A 16,158-nucleotide genomic window follows, 5' to 3' on the forward strand; every position below is an offset into this window, starting at 1 on the left:
ACCCGCGAGGCGGTCGCCGACGACCGGCACCCGGTCCGTAGGGTGAGCGCGTGCCCGAGGTGATCCGTCGCGACCCCCTCGCCCCCCTCGTGGCGATCGTCTCCGCCGTCGTCTACACGCTGCACGGCTTCCACGGTGCGCTGACCCGGGACCTCGGCCTCTACAGCTACGCCGGCCAGCAGGTCGCCGACGGCGTGCCTCCCTACCTCGGCCTCCTGAACCGCGCCGGCCCGCTCGCCCACGTGCTGCCCGCCATCGGCGCGCTCCTCGGGCGCGCGCTCGGCGCCGACCAGGTCGTGACGATGCGGGTCGTCTTCATGGTCTTCGCGACCGCCGCGGTCGTCGTGACCTACCTCCTGGGCCGCGACCTCCTCGACTCCCGGGCCGCCGGCCTGGTCGCCGCGAGCGGGCTCCTGTCGTTCCACGGCTTCATCCAGTACGCCTCGGACGGTCCGCGCGAGAAGACGCCGATGGTGCTGTTCGTGGTCCTCGCGCTGTGGGCGGTCACCCGGCGCCGGTGGCTCACCGCCGGCATCTGCACCAGCCTCGCGACCCTGTGCCTGCAGACCGCGTTCTTCAGCACCTTCGCCGCGGTCGTCGTCGCCGCGATACTGGTGCCGGTGGCGCACGGCGACCGGGTCAGGGGCCGCCTCGTCGCGTTGCTCCGGGTCGCGCTCGGAGGACTGGTGCCGGTGGCCGTCCTCGCCGCGTGGTTCGCGCTCGCCGGCTCGCTGCGGGAGTCCTGGGACGCCTTCTACGTGATCAACCGGCGCTACACCGTGCCCGACCCGATCCTCGACCTCGACCAGGTCTGGCTGGGACTCCAGGAGGCCTACGGCGCCACTGCCTGGCTGCTGCTCGGCGGTGCCGCCGCCCTCGTGGTCGTCACCCTCGCCGCCGTCGTGCCGCGTGCCCGCCGCGCGTTCCCCGCGCTCGAGGTGCTGCCGGCGATGACGGCCGGGCTCCTCGCCGGCCTGTGGTGGATCACCAAGGAGTACGACTCCTGGGCGGACCTGTTCCCGCTCCTGCCCTTCGCGGCGCTCGGCATGGGCGCGGCCGCCGCGGTCGTCGTACGACGACTCGCTCCGCGTCCGCGGTGGCTGCTCGCCGCGGCCGCCGCGGTCACCTGCCTGGCGCTGGCGCTCGACTACTCGCTCACCACCCGCGACGACACACTCGACCTCCAGCGCGAGGCGACCGAGGCGGTGCTGGCCGAGCTGCCGGACGGCGCGACCATCACCTCGGTCGAGGGACCGCAGCCTCTCGTGCTGACCGACCGGACGAACCCGACGCGCTACCAGATGTTCCGCAGCGGCCTGCAGGACTACATGGACGACACCTGGCCCGGCGGGCTCGACGGGTTCAAGCGCGACCTCGTCGCCGACGGCCCGGACCTCGTCTCCACCGGCGAGACGGTCTCGCTCACCTGGCGCCGGGCGCTGACGCCCGACTACGTGTTCGTCGGCCGTGCGCCGCAGTGGGAGTGGTACGCCCGCGCCGACCTCGGCGAGGAGACGATCGCGCGGCTCCGCGAGGCAGCGGACTACGACCCCGCCGACCCGTTCGCGGTGCTGGAGGACTCGCCCTGATGGGAATGGCGCGCCGGGCGCCCGTCGCCCTCGCGGGCGGGTCCGTGGTCAGCGGCCTGCTCGCCTACGTGCTCTTCGCGCTCGTCACCCGCGGGCTCGGTGCCGAGGCGGCCGCGCCGGTCTCGGTCCTGTGGACCCAGTGGACCTTCGCCGCCGCGGCACTGACCTTCCCGCTGCAGCACTGGATCACCCGGAGCACGGTCGCCGGCCACGAGGGCAGCGTCCGCCGCGCGGCGCCGCGGGTGGCCGCCGTGGTCGTCGCGACGTCCCTCGTCCTCGGCCTCGTCGCGTGGCTGCTGCGTGACCGGCTCTTCCACCGCGACGACGCCTGGTTCCCCGTGCTCGTCGTCGCGGTCACGCTCGCCTCGGCCGCGGTGGGAGTGGTGCGCGGTGGGCTCGCCGGTCGCGGGCGCTTCGTCGCGGTGGCGTGGAGCCTGGTCGCGGAGAACGCGCTGCGCTGCGTGCTCGTCACGGGCCTCCTGGTCGCCGAGGTCCACGACCCCGTGGTCCACGGCGTCGCCCTCGTCGCCGGCGGCCTGGTCGCGGCGTGGCCGTCCGCGTGGCGCCTCGGGCGTGCCGGGGACACCGCGGGCGACGCCGGTGCCTTCGCCTTCCTCGGCGGCGCCGCGGGCGCGCAGGTCGTGGGGCAGGGCGTGCTCACCGGCGGGGCCGTCCTGCTGGCCCTGCTCGGCGGCTCCCCGCTGGAGGTGACCGCGATGTTCGCCGCGCTCGCGCTCTTCCGTGCGCCCTACATGGTCGTCCTCGGCACGCTCCCGCAGCTCACCGAGCGCGTGACGACCCACGTCGTCACGGGCGCCGTCGACCGGCTGCGGCTGCTCGCCCGCCGGCTGGCCGTGGTCACCGTGGTCGCCGTACCGCTGGCGGGGCTCTTCGGCTGGGCGCTCGGTCCGTGGCTGCTCCGGCTGGTCTTCGGCAGCACGGTCGACGTCGGCGCGGGCGTGGCCGGCGTCATCGCGTCAGCGTGCACGCTGGCGGTCGCCAACGTGGTCGTGATGGTCGCCGCCCTGGCCGGCGACCGTCCGCTCCGGGTGGTGGGCGCGTGGGCCGCCGCGGTCCTCGCCGGCGCGATCGCGGTGGTCGTCCTCGCCGGGTGGGCGCCGGTGGCGCGGACGGCCACGGCCTTCCTCGTCACCGAGGCCGCCGCGACGCTCGCGCTGGCGGTGGTGGCGCGGGGGTCGCTGCGACTCGGTCAGGCCGGGCGGTCGGGCTTGACCGCGACCAGCAGCACCGACGAGCCGTAGGGCAGGTCGCGGCGCCGGAGCACCCGCGCGTCGGCCCGGCACAGCGCCATCAGCGCCCGGTCCGTGCGCGGTGACACCTGGGGGAGCCGGGTGTCACCCGGCGGCGGCGGGGACAGGCGGCGCCTGGCCCGCTCGGCGACGAACAGCGGGAACACCCCCGTGAAGGCGTACGTCGCCCGCGCGACGCGCAGGCCGCCGCCCTCGACCAGCCGCACCAGCCGGGGCCGGGTGTAGCGCCGGTGGTGGCCGGCCTGGACGTCGTGGTCGCTCCACGCCCACTGGTAGGCCGGCACCGACAGCAGCATCCGTCCGCCCGGCGTGAGCACCCGCGCCAGCTCGGCGACCGCGCGCGCGTCGTCGGCGCAGTGCTCCACGACGTCGAAGGCCGAGACCACGTCGAAGGTCGCGTCCGCGAAGGGCAGCTCGGTCGCCGACCCGCACACCCCCTGGCCGGGCACCAGGCCCTCGGGCAGCAGGTCGAGGCTGACGTGCTGCTGCCCGCTGCTCATCCAGCCGACGCTCGGGGCGTCGGCGCTGCCGACGTCCAGCGTGCGTCGTGGCGTGCCGAGGTGCGGCCGCATGACGGCGCCGAGCAGGTCCGCCCGCGCGCGGTGCCACCAGTAGCCCTGGGTGCGCAGCGAGGACGAGCCCGGCTGGTGCGGTGCCTGGCTCACCGGCTCTCGAGGGTCTCCGTCGTCGCCTCCACGAACGCGGTCGTCACCCGGTCGAGGTGACTGGGGCTCAGGTTGTTCCAGAACGGCAGCCGCAGCAGCCGGTCGGCCACGTCGCGCGACACCGGGCACTCGGTCCGCCGGGCGGCGAACGTGCGGCCGGCGTCCGAGGCGTCGAGCGGCTGGTAGTGGAAGGTCGCCTGGACGCCCGACTTCCGCATCAGCTCGAGCACGTCGTTGCGCCGGTCGCGGTCGGGCAGCAGGACGTAGAACATGTGGTGGGCCGACGTGCGCTCGGGCGGCACGGTCATCAGCCGGAAGCCCAGCTCGTCGGCGTATGGCGCCAGGGCGGTCGTGTAGTGCTCGACGACGGCCCGGCGCTTGGCCTGGATCACCTCGCGCCGCTCGAGCTGGGCGAGGAGGTAGGCCGCGAGGACGTCGGACAGGCCGAACGACGAGCCGGTGTCCTTCCACGTGTACTTGTCGACCTGTCCGAGCATGAACGCGTGCCGGTTGGTGCCCTTGTCGTAGAGCACCCGGGCCCGCTCGACGTCGTCGGGGTCGTTGAGGACGAGGGCGCCACCCTCGCCGCACACGAAGTTCTTCGTCTCGTGGAAGCTCAGCGTGGCGTAGCGGCCGAGGCTGCCGAGGGGCTGGTCGCGCCAGGTGCCGAACAGGCCATGGGCGTTGTCCTCGATGAGGCGGACGCCGGGCCACTTGTCGAGGACGGAGCGGATGCCCTCGACGTCGCAGGCGATGCCCGCGTAGTGCACGATCACGACCGCGCGGACGTGCTCGTCCATGAGCGTCTCGAGGTGGGCCGGGTCGAGGCCGAGGGTGACCGGCTCGATGTCGCAGAAGACCAGGCCGGCGCCCTGGCGGGCGAAGGCCAGGCCGGTGCTGGTGAAGGTGAACGACGGCACGATCACCGTGTCGCGGTCGCCGATGTCGAGGAGCATCGCGGAGAGCTCGAGCGCCGCGGTGCACGACGTCGTCATCAGCACCTCGGCGGCGCCGGTCTCGGCCTGCAGCAGCTTGGCGGCGCGGCGGGTGAACTCCCCGCCGGACGCGAGGTGCCCGTTGCGAGCGGCCTCCTGGACGTAGTCGAGCTCCCGTCCCTCCATCGAGGGGAGGTTGAACAGCACGTCGGGGAGCTCGCTCACCAGGGCACCTTCCTTCCGAGGAGGTCCGCGAGCGCGGCGTTGGCCGGCTCGTAGTACTCCTGCAGGGTTCCCTGCAGGGTGTGGCTCGATACAGGGCTCTCGGCTGAACTCTGGTTGACAGGATGCCCCACCGGCTCGGGCGTGAGCTCGGGGGCGGCGCCCAGCCGGGCCACGAGGTCCCGCAGCACGTCGGGGTCGGCGAGCAGCTCCTCGAGGAACACGACGTGCGTGGAGCGGGGGAACGTCTCGAGCCAGGCCGGCAGGTGGTCGACGTACCGACCGCGGCGGACGTACGCGAACGGCGAGACCGAGCTGGTCCCGGGGTCCCAGGGCTGCTCCCCGGCGAGGTCGGCGAGCAGCGCCTCCTCCAGGCCGCGGGTCTCGAGCCCGTGGTCGGTGCTGAAGCGCCAGTTGCTGATCGCGCGCTGCACCGGGTCGCGGAGCACGACCAGCACCAGCGGGTCGCCGAGAGCGGCCGCGGCCCGCCCGGGCGCCTCCGGGTCCTCGAGGTAGCTGGTGCTCTTGTCGAGCAGCAGGAGCTCGTCCCGGGCGTGGGCGAAGAAGTGGTCGTCGTAGGCCGCGTGGCCCTGCGCCGCCAGCGCGGCGTCGCACCACACCTTGGGCTCGGGCCGGGACGGCTGCGCGAGGGTGATCTGCGGGTGGGCGTCCAGGGAGGCCCCGAGGTACGTCGTCCCGCAGCGCTGGGCGCCCACCAGCAGCACGTGCCGGGCGGGGTGGTCCGTCGCCCCGTTCACCTCGAGACCCGCTCGGACACGTGGTAGGTCGTGACCGCGCTGACCGCGTTGAGGGTGCGGACGACGTATTCGCCCAGCATCGACAGGATCATGATCACGACGCCGTTGAGGACCGCCAGCAGGACCGCGATCGTGGTCCAGCCGGGGACAGCGGTGTCGACGAAGAACGACCGCACGAGGTAGAAGAGGCCGAGCACGAAGCTGAGCCCGGCGACCGTGAAGCCGAGCGCCGCCGCGGCCCGCAGGGGGAAGACGGAGTAGCTGAAGAGGATCGTCAGCACGAGGGAGGCGATGCGGCGCAGGCCGTAGTTGCTGGTGCCGCTGGCGCGGGGGTCGTGCCGGACCAGGACGTCGGCGGGGCTGTGGGAGAACATCAGGGCCTGGCCGGTGATGTAGGGGTGCGCGGTGCGCGAGTCGCAGATCCGCTCGACGACGTCGCGGCGCAGGATCCGGAAGTTGGAGACGGCGAGGCCGCGCGGCTGCTCGAAGACGCGCCGGTTGACCAAGCTGATGGCCTTGCTCCCGAGCCTGCGGTAGCCGCGGGCCTGCTTGCGCTCGAACCGGCCGAAGACGACGTCGTGCCCCTCGAGCGCCTTGTCGATGAGCAGGAGCAGCTGGTCGGGCGGGTTCTGGAGGTCGTCGTCCATCGTGATGACGTAGTCGCCGGTGGACTCGCGGAGGCCGGCGAGGTTGGCGTGGTGCTGGCCGTAGTTGCGCAGCAGGTCGAGGGCGACCACGTGGGGGGAGCGGCGGGCGAGGTCGGCGATGACGTCCCAGCTGCGGTCACGGCTGCCGTCGTTGACCAGCACCACCTGGTAGCGGAGACCGGCCGTCTCGAAGACCTCGGCGACTCGCTCGACGGTCTGGCCGACGACGTCCTGGCTGTTGTAGACCGGGATGACCACGGAGTAGGTGAAGTCCTCTCTCGCGGTCACCCGAGCGAGCATAGGGTCACGCCACCTGCCGGGGGGAAGGCCGGTCCTGTCGTCCCACCCGCACGGGCGAGCGACCGATATCCTCCCGGGACCGCACGACGAAGGAAGTGGCCATGAGGGGCTGGCGATCGCGCAGCGGGCACGGGTGGTCGCCCACCCGGCACGCCTGGCGCGCCGCCTGGGGCCACCGTCGCCCACAGGCCCTCGCCCTCGTCGCGATCTCCACGCTCATCACGGCCTGCACGGCGTTCGCACCGGCCTACGACCGCGCGATGCAGCAGGCGCTCGTCGACACGCTGCTCGCGCACGCGACCCCCGCCGACGCGGCCGTCGTGCTGGTGTCGGAGAGTGGCCAGTACCCGGGCGGGTCGGTCGACTCGCGCGACCCGCGCGAGCTGGACGCCCTCTTCCCCGAGGAGGTCGCCGCCCACACCGGACCGGCCGTGCTCGGCCGTACGGCGATCGTGACGCCGGAGGCGGGGGACAACCCTCCCTCCGGGGTCCTGATGTGGCGCAACGGGCAGTGCGACCACGTGCGGATCCTCGACGGCACGTGCCCCGACGAGGCGGGCGAGATCCTCGTCAGCCGGGACGACGTCGACAACTTCGACCTCCGCGTCGGGGCGGTCCGCCAGGTGGGCACCGCCGTCGACGACAGCACGGTGCGCCTCGAGGTGGTGGGGACCTACGTGCCGGACGACGACGGGACGGGCGAGGGGGACGGCTGGTGGCTGGGCGAGCGGACGACCGGGGTGTCCGCCGTCGTCCGCGGTCTCGACCCCTCGGCCAGCCACGACGCCTGGCTCACCGTCGAGCAGACCTTCGTCGACGCCCCGCTGCTCACGGGCGAGAGCTCGCAGGCCGGTGCCGCGGTGGCGGCCGCCAGCGCGGACGTCGACGAGGTGCTCGAGCTCGCCGAGGGCATCCGGGCGCTCACGGCCGGCCTCTACCAGCGACGTGAGGACGTGCAGCTGCGCAGCGGCATCGTCGACCTCACCGACACCCTGCGCGACCAGGTCGCCCAGGCCCACCGCACGGTGCCCCTGCTCCTCGCGCCGCTGGCCGTGCTGTCCGTCTTCGTCCTGTGGCTCGTGCTCAGCGCGGCGACCTCCGAACGGCGCGGCGAGGTCGCGGTGGCCCGACTGCGTGGCCGCGGCCCGGCGGGAGCCGCGGCGCTCCTGCTGCTCGAGCTGCTCCCCGCACTGCTCGTCGGGGTGGTGCCCGGGGCGCTCGTGGCGCTCGCCGGGGGAGTGGTGGCGAAGGCGCTGCTCCCGGGCGCGTGGCCTCTCGAGGTCGCCCCCGGATTCGCCACGGCGCTGCTGCTGGCGGTGGCCGCGATCGTCGTCACGACGGTGGCGGCGGCCGCACGGACGGCCCGCGAGCCGTTGCACGACGTCGTGCGCAGCGGCCCGGTCGCGACGAGCCGGTGGGCCCTGGGGGCGGTCGAGGCCTTCGTCGTCGCGTGCGTCGGCACGGGCGTGCTGGCGTTCGTCACCGGCAGCCTGCAGGGACCCCTCGCCCTGGCGGGGCCGGCGCTCCTGGCCCTGCTCACCGGCCTGCTGGTCGCCCACCTCGTGGCTCCGCTCGGTCGCGCCCTCGGGCGTCGCCTGCTGACGAGCGGCCGGCTCGTGGCGGGATCCAGCCTGCTCGACACCGGCCGGCGCGGCGAGGGACGCACGGTCATCGTCGTCGTCACGGTGGCGTGCGCACTCGCGGTGTTCGCGATGGACGCGCTCGCCATCGGCGCCCGCAACCGCACCGTCGCCGCCGAGCACGAGGCGGGCGGGCCCGTGGTGCTGCAGGTGACGGGCGGCGACGTCGACGGCGTACGCGCCGCGCTGCACGACGCCGACCCCACAGGCACCAGCGCCGCCCCGGTCCTGGTCGCACGCGACACCCTCGCCGTCGAGCCCGGGGCCTTCCGTCGGGTCGCCTTCTTCCCCCGCGGCGGCCCGTCCGACCAGCAGTGGCGGGCGCTGGCCCCTCCCGACCGCGAGCCCGACGAGATCCGGGGCACCCGGGTCGCGCTGGAGGTCGGGACCGCGGAGGGCTTCACCGCCGCCGACATCTTCGGCAGCGAGGTCGAGGTCAATCTCGGCCTGGTCGTCACCGCTCCCACCGGCATCCGCCGCACGATCCCGCTCGGCAACCTCCCGCCCGCGGGCAGCAGCCGGACGGCGAGGGGCACGGCCGAGGCGTGCGCGGGCGGCTGCACCCTCGTCGCCGTACGGATCAGCACGGCGCAGGGCGCGACCGTGGCCGGCGACCTCGAGCTGTCCCGGCTCCGGGTCGACGGGCGACCAGCGGACTGGGGCACGTCGTCCGACGACTGGAACGCCTTCGAGGACCAGGACACCCTCATCCAGCCGGCCGGCAGCGGCGCCGACGGCGTGCTGCGGGTCGGGCTGGGCCTGTCCGGGTTCTACCCGGTCGAGATGACGTCCGCCTGGGTGCCGAGCCTCGTTCCGGCGCTGATCTCGTCGGGGCAGAACGACCCGATCGACAAGCCGCTCGCGGTCACCGGCCCCAACGGCGACGACCGGCTGGCAGTCGACGCCGGCCAGCTGCGGCTCGTCCCGGCGATGCCGAAGGACACCAAGCTGGTGGGCCTCGAGTCCCTCGTCCGGGGGGCCGCGATCACCCCCGACTCCCACCTCGAGGTCTGGCTCGACGACGACCCCGCTCTCGAGGACGGCGTCCGCGGTGCGTTGCTCGACCAGGGGATCGCGATCACCGAGGTGCGGCGCTACGCCGACGTCCGCCAGGCCTACCAGGACACCGTCTCCGCCTGGAGCCTGTCGCTCGGAGCGGCGGTCGCGCCGGCCGTCGGCCTCCTCGCACTGCTGGTGCTGCTCGTCCTGGCGCTCATCGGCTGGCGGGGGCGTGCACGCGACCTCGCCATCCTGCGCCTCAACGGCGTGGACCGGAGGACCACCCGGCGGCTCGCGGTGTGGACCCGGCTCCCACCGGTGCTGATCGCGGTCGTCGGCGGCGTCGTGGCCGGCCTGGCCGGGGCGGAGGTGGCGATGCCCGACGTGACCCTCCTGCCCGCGCCGCCCGAGGTGCCGCTCATCGACCTCGCCACGTCGTGGCCGGCGGTGGTGGCGGTGACCGCGGGGTGCCTCGTCGTGCTGCCGGTGACCGCGGCGCTCGCCGGGCTGGTGGTCGTGCGGCAGGCCCACGTCGAGCGGGTCAGGGAGGGGGCGTGATGCACGGACTCGCGATCCGCACCCGCGGCCTGGTGCACATCTACCACGCCGAGGGCCACGACGTCGCGGCGCTCTCGGGGGTCGACCTCGACGTCGGGGCGGGTGAGATGGTCGGCCTCCTCGGCCCCTCGGGTTCCGGCAAGTCGACGCTGATGAGCCTGCTCGCCGGGATCTTCCGGCCGAGCGCCGGCAAGGTCTTCGTCGGCGAGTCCGAGCTGTCGACCGCCGCCCCGCGTGACCTCGACCGGCTCCGGGCGACGGAGGTCGGGCTGATGCTGCAGGGCGCGGGCCGCAACCTGCTGCCCCACGCCACGCCCGCGGACAACGTCCGGTTCGCCCAGCACCAGGCAGCACGGGCGGGTCGCGAGCTCCCCGCCCCGGGCGACGTGCTCGCCGACCTCGGGATCGCCGGGCACGCCGACGCCCCGCTCGAGGAGCTCACCCCGGGCGGCCTCCAGCTCGCGGCCGTCGCGGTCGCCGTCTCCACCCGGCCCGGCCTGCTGCTGTGCGACGAGCCCACCAGCCAGCTCGACCACGCCGCGCGCGACCGGGTCCTCGACGCGCTCGCGCGGGTCAACCGGACCTACGGCACGACAGTCGTGCTGGTCACCCACGACCCCGACGTCGCGCGGGTGCTGCCGCGCACGGTCACCATCCGCGACGGGCGGATCGGCGGCGAGGGCCGCAGCGGCGAGGAGTACGCCGTCGTCACCGCCGACGGCTTCCTCCCGCTGCTCGGGCAGGTGCGCGACAAGCTCCCGCCCGGCACGCTCGTGCGGATCCACGAGGTCGACGACCACTTCGAGCTGCGCGCCGAGGACGGGGGAATGGGCGATGAGTGACCTCGTGGCCACCGGTCTCGGGGTGTCGTACGGCGACCGGGTGGCCGTCCAGCCCCTCGACCTCCACGTGCCCGGCGGCCGGATGCTGGCCGTGACCGGCCCGTCGGGAGCGGGGAAGTCGTCCCTGCTGTGGGCGCTGGCGTGCGCGCTGCGGCCGGCGGTCGCCGACGTGTCCGGCACCGTCGCTGTCGACGGCCGCCCGGTCGGCGATCGGGACGCCGCGGCCGGGGCAGGCGTCGTGCTGGTGCCGCAGCGCAACGGGTTGAGCCCCACGCTGTCGGCCGAGGAGAGCATCCTCGTCCCACTGCTCGCGCTGGGCGTGCCGGCGAAGGACGCGTCGGGCCGGGTGGCCGAGGAGCTCGGGCGGGTCGGGCTCTCGGACTTCGGCCGGCACCTCGTCGACCAGCTCTCCGGCGGTCAGCAGCAGCGCGTCGCGCTGGCCCGCGCCTTCGCGCTGCGCCCGCGGGTCCTGCTGGCCGATGAGTCGACCAGCGACCTCGACGCGGGCAACCGCGAGCTGATGATCGCGGCCCTGCGCGCCGAGGCCGACCGCGGCGCCGCCGTCGTCCTGGCCACCCACGACCCCGAGGCGGCGGCCCGGACCGACGCGGTGCTCGCCCTGGACGAGGGCGTGGCGACGTGGGTGCGCCCGCTCACCTGAAGTCGCGCGACGACTGCCGCGCCTGAAGCACCGCACCGGCGCCGGGGACGACGACGTCGATGGGCTCGACCCGGTCGGCGATGAGGTTGGTGACGCCCTCGTTGCGCTCGAGCTTGCCGCGGATGACGACGGCGACGCGGTTGCGGGCGGCCTGCCGGTGCGCCTTCATCACCCCGACCGAGCAGACGACGTTGAGCATGCCGGTCTCGTCCTCGAGGTTGAGGAAGGTGACCCCCATCGCGGTGCCCGGCCGCTGCCGGTGCGTGACGAGGCCGCCGACGTGGACCCGCCGGTTGGGCTCGGCGGTGGCCAGGTCTGCGACGGAGCGGATCCCGGCGCGACGCAGCTCGTCGCGCAGGTGCTCGATCGGGTGCCGCTCGGAGGAGACTCCGGTCGCCCAGAGGTCGGCGAGGGTGAGCTCCGGCTCGCTCATGCCCGGCAGGGTGGGCGCCGCGGGGGCGGGCGTGGTGCCGGCGAGGTGCTCCGCGCCCTCGGCGAAGCCGGCCGCCCACAGCGCCTCGCGCCGCTCCATGCCCCAGGCGTCGAAGGCTCCCGCCGTCGCGAGCGCCTCCAGCTGCGCCGGCGTCAGCCCGGCCCGTCGCGACAGGTCGGTGACGCCGGTGAACGGCGCCTCGTCACGCGCCGCCACGATCCGGCGCGCCACCTCGAGCCCGATCCCGCGCACCGAGTCGAGCCCGAGGCGTACGGCGACCTGGTGGTCGCGGCGGTGCGCCGGCACCGGGTCCGGGGTGTCGGGCACCCACTCGGTCCGCTCGAACCGCGGCTCGCAGCACACCGCGGGTCCGGTGGCCGCGACCGGTCCCACGAGGACCGGCTCGAGGTCGGCCTGCGCGGACGACCGCGTCACGTCGGGGCGCCGTACGTCGACACCGTGGCGGCGGGCGTCGCCGACCAGCGACTGCGGCGAGTAGAAGCCCATCGGCTGGTTGCGCAGCAGCCCGGCGAGGAACGCCGCCGGGTAGTGGAGCTTGAACCACGACGAGGCGTAGACGAGCAGCGCGAAGGACAGCGCGTGCGACTCGGCGAAGCCGAAGTTGGCGAAGGACAGGATCTTCACGTAGATCGAGTCGGCGAGCTCGCCGGTGATCCCGCGGCGCTCCATGCCGGTGTAGAGCTTGTGCTTGACCGACTCGATCCGCTCGACGCCGCGCTTGGAGCCCATCGCGCGGCGCAGCAGGTCGGCGTCGTCGCGGGTGCAGTCGCCGAGCGTCACGGCCATCGCCATCAGCTGCTCCTGGAACAGCGGCACGCCCTTGGTGCGCTCGAGCACCGGCACGAGCTCGGGGTGGTCGTAGGTCACCGGCTCCTTGCCGGTCGCGCGGCGGACGTAGGGGTGGACGGCGCCGCCCTGGATCGGGCCCGGCCGGATCAGCGCGATCTCGATGGCGAGGTCGTAGAACTCGCGGGGGCGCAGCCGCGGCAGCGTGCCGATCTGGGCGCGGCTCTCGACCTGGAAGACGCCGATCGAGTCCGCGCGGCACAGCATGTCGTAGACCGCGGGCTCCTCCTTGGGCATCGTCGCGAGGTCCCACTGCTCGCCGAGGTGGTCGGCGACGAGGCGCATCATGTGGTCGAGCGCGCCGAGCATCCCGAGACCGAGCAGGTCGAACTTGACCAGCCCCATCGTCTCGCAGCCGTCCTTGTCCCACTGCAGCACCGTGCGCTTGTCCATCCGCCCGCGCTCGATCGGGCACACCTCGCCGATCGGCCGCTCGGTGAGCACCATCCCGCCGGAGTGGATGCCGAGGTGGCGCGGTGCCCCCATCAGCTCCTCGGCGAGCGCGACGACCTGGGGAGGGACGTCGTGGGCGTCGGGGTCGCCCTGGTCGCCGGCGACGACGGCCTTCCAGCCGTCGATCTGCTTGGACCACGCGTCCTGCTGCCCCTGCGAGAAGCCGAGCGCCTTGGCGGCGTCACGGACGGCCATCCGCGGGCGGTAGCTGATGATGTTGGAGACCTGCGCGGCGTTGCGGCGGCCATAGGTGTCGTAGACCCACTGGATCACCTCCTCGCGCCGGTCGGAGTCGAAGTCGACGTCGATGTCGGGCTCCTCGTCGCGGTGTGCGGAGATGAAGCGCTCGAAGGGCAGCCGGTAGAAGACGGCGTCGACGGCGGTGATGCCGAGCGCGAAGCAGACCGCCGAGCTCGCCGCCGACCCGCGCCCCTGGCACAGGATCTTCCGCTCGCGGGCGAAGGCCACGATGTCGTGGACGATCACGAAGTAGCCGGCGAAGTCCTTCTCGGAGATGATCCGCAGCTCGTGCTCGAGCCGGTCGCGCGCCTCGGCCTCGTGCGGGAGGCCGGCGTAGCGCTCGGCGAAGCCGCGCTCGGCGAGCACCCGCAGCCACGTGTCGGCGGTGTGACCCTCCGGGATCTGCCGCTTGGGCAGGGCGGGCGAGGCCTTGTGGAGGTCGAAGGCGAGCTCGTCGGCCAGGCTCACGCTGCGCTCGACCGCCCCCGGGTGCGCGGCGAGCGCCGCGTTCACCTCGTCGCCGCTGCGCAGGTGGGCCGAGGCCGACAGGTCGAGCCAGCCGTCGAGGTCGGCGAGGCTGCGCCTGGCCCGTACGGCGGCCATCGCCGAGGCCAGCCGGTGGCGCTGCGGGGTCGCGTGGTGGACGTTGCCGGCGGCGACCACGTCGAGGCCGTGCACCCCTGCCAGCCGGGCGAGGGCGGCGTTGGTCACGTCGGCACCCGGTCGCGGGGACAGCTCGACGAGGACGTGCTCGAGGCCGAAGAGCGAGGTCAGCCGGTCGAGCGCCTCGGACGCGGCCGCGTCGCCGCCCCCGTCGCCGCCGTGGTCGAGCGCCTGTCGTACTGCGCCCTTGCGGCAGCCGGTGAGGACCGTCCAGTGGCCGCGACCGCGCTCGCCCAGCTCGTCGAGGTCGTAGACGGGGCGTCCCTTCTCGTCGCCGCGCAGGTGGGCGTCGGTGATCGCGGCGGCCAGCCGGTGGTAGCCCTCGACCCCGCGGGCGAGCACGAGCAGGTGGCTGCCCTCGGGATCCGGTACGCCGTTCTGCGGGCCGCCCAGTCCCAGCGACAGCTCGGCGCCGTAGACGGTCGGCAGGTCGTAGACGGCCGCCGCCTCGGCGAGCACGGGTGCGGCGTAGAAGCCGTCGTGGTCGGTGATCGCCAGTGCGTGCAGGCCGAGCCGGACCGCCTCCTCGACGAGCTCCTGCGGCGAGCTCGCACCGTCGAGGAAGCTGAAGTGGCTGTGGCAGTGCAGCTCGGCGTAGGGCGTCACCGCAGCCGGGCGCTGGATCGCCCGCGCCTCGGCGGCCGCATGCTTGCGCCGCGACACCGGCGCGTCGTCGGCACCCGGGAGCCCGCTCAGCCGGCGCTCGAGCTCCTTCCAGTGCATCTGCGGGTTGTTCCACCCCATCAGCGCACCGCCCTGTTCCGCTGGTCGAGTAGCCGAGCGAGGAACGAGCGAGGCGTATCGAGACCCCTAGTCATACGCCGCCTCCAGCGCCCAGCCGTCGGGCGCGCGCAGCAGCAGCCAGGCGCGGCCGTCGGCGCCGACGACCTGGAAGCGGGCGCTCGGTCCCGTGCCGCCTGCCCACCAGTTCTCGTCGGTCGGCCACGGACCCGCCCACGCGGTGACGGGCTGCCACGGCAGGTCGGTGCCATCGGTCACCCGGAAGCGCCGTGGCTCGCCGGTGACCACCCCGCGGTCGGTGACCCGGACCTCGCGACCGGCGTCGTCGACGACCTCCGCCGTCCGCGCCGTCGCGAACACCCGCACCGGCGCCGGTCCCGGCACCCGACCCGGCCAGGGCCGGTCGACCGGGCGGAGGTCGACCGCCCGCTCGCCCCAGGGCACGAGCGCCTGCCGGGCGGCGGGGCTGCGGCCGCCCTGCAGCACCGGTCGTCGTACGGCCTCGAAGCCGACCATGCCCTGCACCCGCGCGACACCACGCTCGACGAGGTCGTCGGACGCGGTGCCCCAGAGCGCCTCGCCGTGGGCGGCGGCCGGCTCGACGGTCTCGGGGACGAACCTGACCCGGTCGATCGGGGCACGTACGTCGCCTGCGTCCTTGCGCCCGCGCACCGCACCGCCGATCCGGCTCGTGGAGCCTGCACCCTGCAGCTGCCAGTGCACCCGGTCGACGAGGTCGCGGGCGTTGAAGTGGCGCGGGTGCAGCCACGCGCGGGAGGAGCAGACGACTCCGTCGGCCTCGGCCTCGATCCGCACTGCGGTGGCCACGAGCTGGTGGCGCGCGAGCTGGCCGATGAACCTCTCCGCTGTGGTGCGCACGCTGAAGGTGATCGCCTCGACGTTGTCGAGCGGCGTCTCGAAGGCGACCTCGGCCTCCAGCTCGGGCGGGGGAGTGCGGGCCGCGAACAGCGCCCGGTCCTCGCCCCGCGCCCGGCGCCGTACGGTCGCGCCGTAGGTGCCGAGCCGGTGCTCGACCGCGTCGCCCGGCAGGTCGGCGAGGTCACCCAGCGTGTGCAGGCCGAGGCGCTGCAGGAGGCTGACCAGCTCGCGTCCGCGCGGGCCCTCGTCCTGCAGGACGTGGACCGGCAACCCGCGCAGGAAGGTGGGTGATCCGCCCTCGTCCACGACGACCCACGACTGCACGTCGGCGGTGCGGGCGGCCTGCTCGGCGGTGAAGAGGTCGTCGGCGATCCCGATCCGCACGTCCCAGACGCCGCCCTCGACCAGGGCCTGGCACGCGACGGCGGCCGCCTTGGTCTCGGTGCCGTACCAGCTGCCCGGAGCCCGTACGGCGAGCAGGCCGGGGCGCAGGGCGGCCACCCCGGGACGGAGGTCCTCGATGATCGCGAGCACCGGCTCGAAGGCGCGGGCGTCGCGGTCGGGGTTGGCCGGCAGCAGCACCAGCTCGGGACACCGCGCCTGGGCGTCGCGGCGGCGCTGCCCGCGGCGCACGCCCTCCTGACGGGCGGGTCCGTTGCAGACCTCGACCAGGTTGGCGTGCATGACGGCGGCAGGGGAGCGCAGCGACCGTTCGGCCTCCTCGAGCGCGGCGACCACCGACCAGTCGGGACACCACACGACCATGACCCTCATCGACGCACCGCCTGGACCGGG

Annotated in this window: 11 protein-coding genes; 5 read left to right on the top strand and 6 right to left on the bottom strand. The window is 74.5% G+C overall.

Going from position 1 to position 16,158, the window contains the following annotated elements:
* The first annotated feature begins 50 nt into the window (after positions 1–50).
* Together L2K70_RS16745 and L2K70_RS16750 are read left to right on the top strand one after the other, a co-directional pair.
* Positions 51–1,589, top strand: coding sequence for an ArnT family glycosyltransferase (locus L2K70_RS16745; RefSeq protein WP_236403858.1), 1,539 nt, complete (start codon positions 51–53; stop codon positions 1,587–1,589).
* Positions 1,589–2,851, top strand: a complete 1,263-nt coding sequence (locus L2K70_RS16750) for a polysaccharide biosynthesis protein (RefSeq protein WP_236403862.1) — start codon at positions 1,589–1,591, stop codon at positions 2,849–2,851. The genes L2K70_RS16745 and L2K70_RS16750 overlap by 1 nt, the downstream gene beginning before the upstream one ends.
* Here L2K70_RS16750 and L2K70_RS16755 read toward each other — a convergent pair.
* The 4 genes from L2K70_RS16755 to L2K70_RS16770 are packed head-to-tail and all read right to left on the bottom strand — an operon-like array spanning position 2,800 to position 6,375.
* Positions 2,800–3,525: a class I SAM-dependent methyltransferase gene (locus L2K70_RS16755; protein ID WP_236403865.1), complete on the bottom strand. Its 726-nt coding sequence runs from the start codon at positions 3,523–3,525 to the stop codon at positions 2,800–2,802. The two genes, L2K70_RS16750 and L2K70_RS16755, sit on opposite strands and share 52 nt — an antisense overlap.
* Positions 3,522–4,685, bottom strand: a complete 1,164-nt coding sequence (rffA, locus tag L2K70_RS16760) for a dTDP-4-amino-4,6-dideoxygalactose transaminase (protein WP_236403868.1) — start codon at positions 4,683–4,685, stop codon at positions 3,522–3,524. The genes L2K70_RS16755 and rffA overlap by 4 nt, the downstream gene beginning before the upstream one ends.
* Positions 4,682–5,440 (bottom strand): sulfotransferase family protein, encoded by a 759-nt coding sequence (locus L2K70_RS16765; RefSeq protein WP_236403872.1) that lies wholly within the window; start codon positions 5,438–5,440, stop codon positions 4,682–4,684. The genes rffA and L2K70_RS16765 overlap by 4 nt, the downstream gene beginning before the upstream one ends.
* Positions 5,437–6,375: a glycosyltransferase family 2 protein gene (locus L2K70_RS16770; protein WP_236403874.1), complete on the bottom strand. Its 939-nt coding sequence runs from the start codon at positions 6,373–6,375 to the stop codon at positions 5,437–5,439. Before L2K70_RS16770 ends, L2K70_RS16765 begins: the two co-directional genes overlap by 4 nt.
* 113 nt (positions 6,376–6,488) lie before the next feature.
* Between L2K70_RS16770 and L2K70_RS16775 the strand changes: the two genes are divergently transcribed.
* From L2K70_RS16775 to L2K70_RS16785, 3 genes are read left to right on the top strand one after another with little or no spacing between them, the layout of a single operon-like run.
* On the top strand, positions 6,489–9,584 hold the full coding sequence (locus L2K70_RS16775) for an FtsX-like permease family protein (protein WP_236403877.1): 3,096 nt from the start codon (positions 6,489–6,491) through the stop codon (positions 9,582–9,584).
* Entirely contained in the window at positions 9,584–10,426 is an 843-nt protein-coding gene (locus L2K70_RS16780) for an ABC transporter ATP-binding protein (RefSeq protein ID WP_236404683.1), read from the top strand. The genes L2K70_RS16775 and L2K70_RS16780 overlap by 1 nt, the downstream gene beginning before the upstream one ends.
* Complete coding sequence (locus L2K70_RS16785; protein ID WP_236403887.1) at positions 10,419–11,087, top strand: ABC transporter ATP-binding protein; 669 nt, start codon at positions 10,419–10,421, stop codon at positions 11,085–11,087. Before L2K70_RS16780 ends, L2K70_RS16785 begins: the two co-directional genes overlap by 8 nt.
* Here L2K70_RS16785 and L2K70_RS16790 read toward each other — a convergent pair.
* Together L2K70_RS16790 and L2K70_RS16795 are read right to left on the bottom strand one after the other, a co-directional pair.
* Positions 11,080–14,487: an error-prone DNA polymerase gene (locus L2K70_RS16790; protein WP_236403890.1), complete on the bottom strand. Its 3,408-nt coding sequence runs from the start codon at positions 14,485–14,487 to the stop codon at positions 11,080–11,082. The genes L2K70_RS16785 and L2K70_RS16790 overlap by 8 nt on opposite strands.
* A gap of 66 nt (positions 14,488–14,553) precedes the next feature.
* Complete coding sequence (locus L2K70_RS16795; protein ID WP_236403891.1) at positions 14,554–16,137, bottom strand: Y-family DNA polymerase; 1,584 nt, start codon at positions 16,135–16,137, stop codon at positions 14,554–14,556.
* Positions 16,138–16,158: the final 21 nt, after the last annotated feature.

Origin of the sequence: Nocardioides potassii, from assembly GCF_021648885.1 — a bacterium.
Taxonomy (GTDB): domain Bacteria; phylum Actinomycetota; class Actinomycetes; order Propionibacteriales; family Nocardioidaceae; genus Nocardioides; species Nocardioides potassii.

Coding starts and splice junctions, on each gene's coding strand:
- L2K70_RS16750 (WP_236403862.1), top strand. CDS start 1,589: ATGGGAATGGCGCGCCGGGCGCCCGTCGCCCTCGCGGGCGGGTCCGTG.
- L2K70_RS16775 (WP_236403877.1), top strand. CDS start 6,489: ATGAGGGGCTGGCGATCGCGCAGCGGGCACGGGTGGTCGCCCACCCGG.
- L2K70_RS16780 (WP_236404683.1), top strand. CDS start 9,584: ATGCACGGACTCGCGATCCGCACCCGCGGCCTGGTGCACATCTACCAC.
- L2K70_RS16785 (WP_236403887.1), top strand. CDS start 10,419: ATGAGTGACCTCGTGGCCACCGGTCTCGGGGTGTCGTACGGCGACCGG.
- L2K70_RS16790 (WP_236403890.1), bottom strand. CDS start 14,487: ATGGGGTGGAACAACCCGCAGATGCACTGGAAGGAGCTCGAGCGCCGG.
- L2K70_RS16795 (WP_236403891.1), bottom strand. CDS start 16,137: ATGAGGGTCATGGTCGTGTGGTGTCCCGACTGGTCGGTGGTCGCCGCG.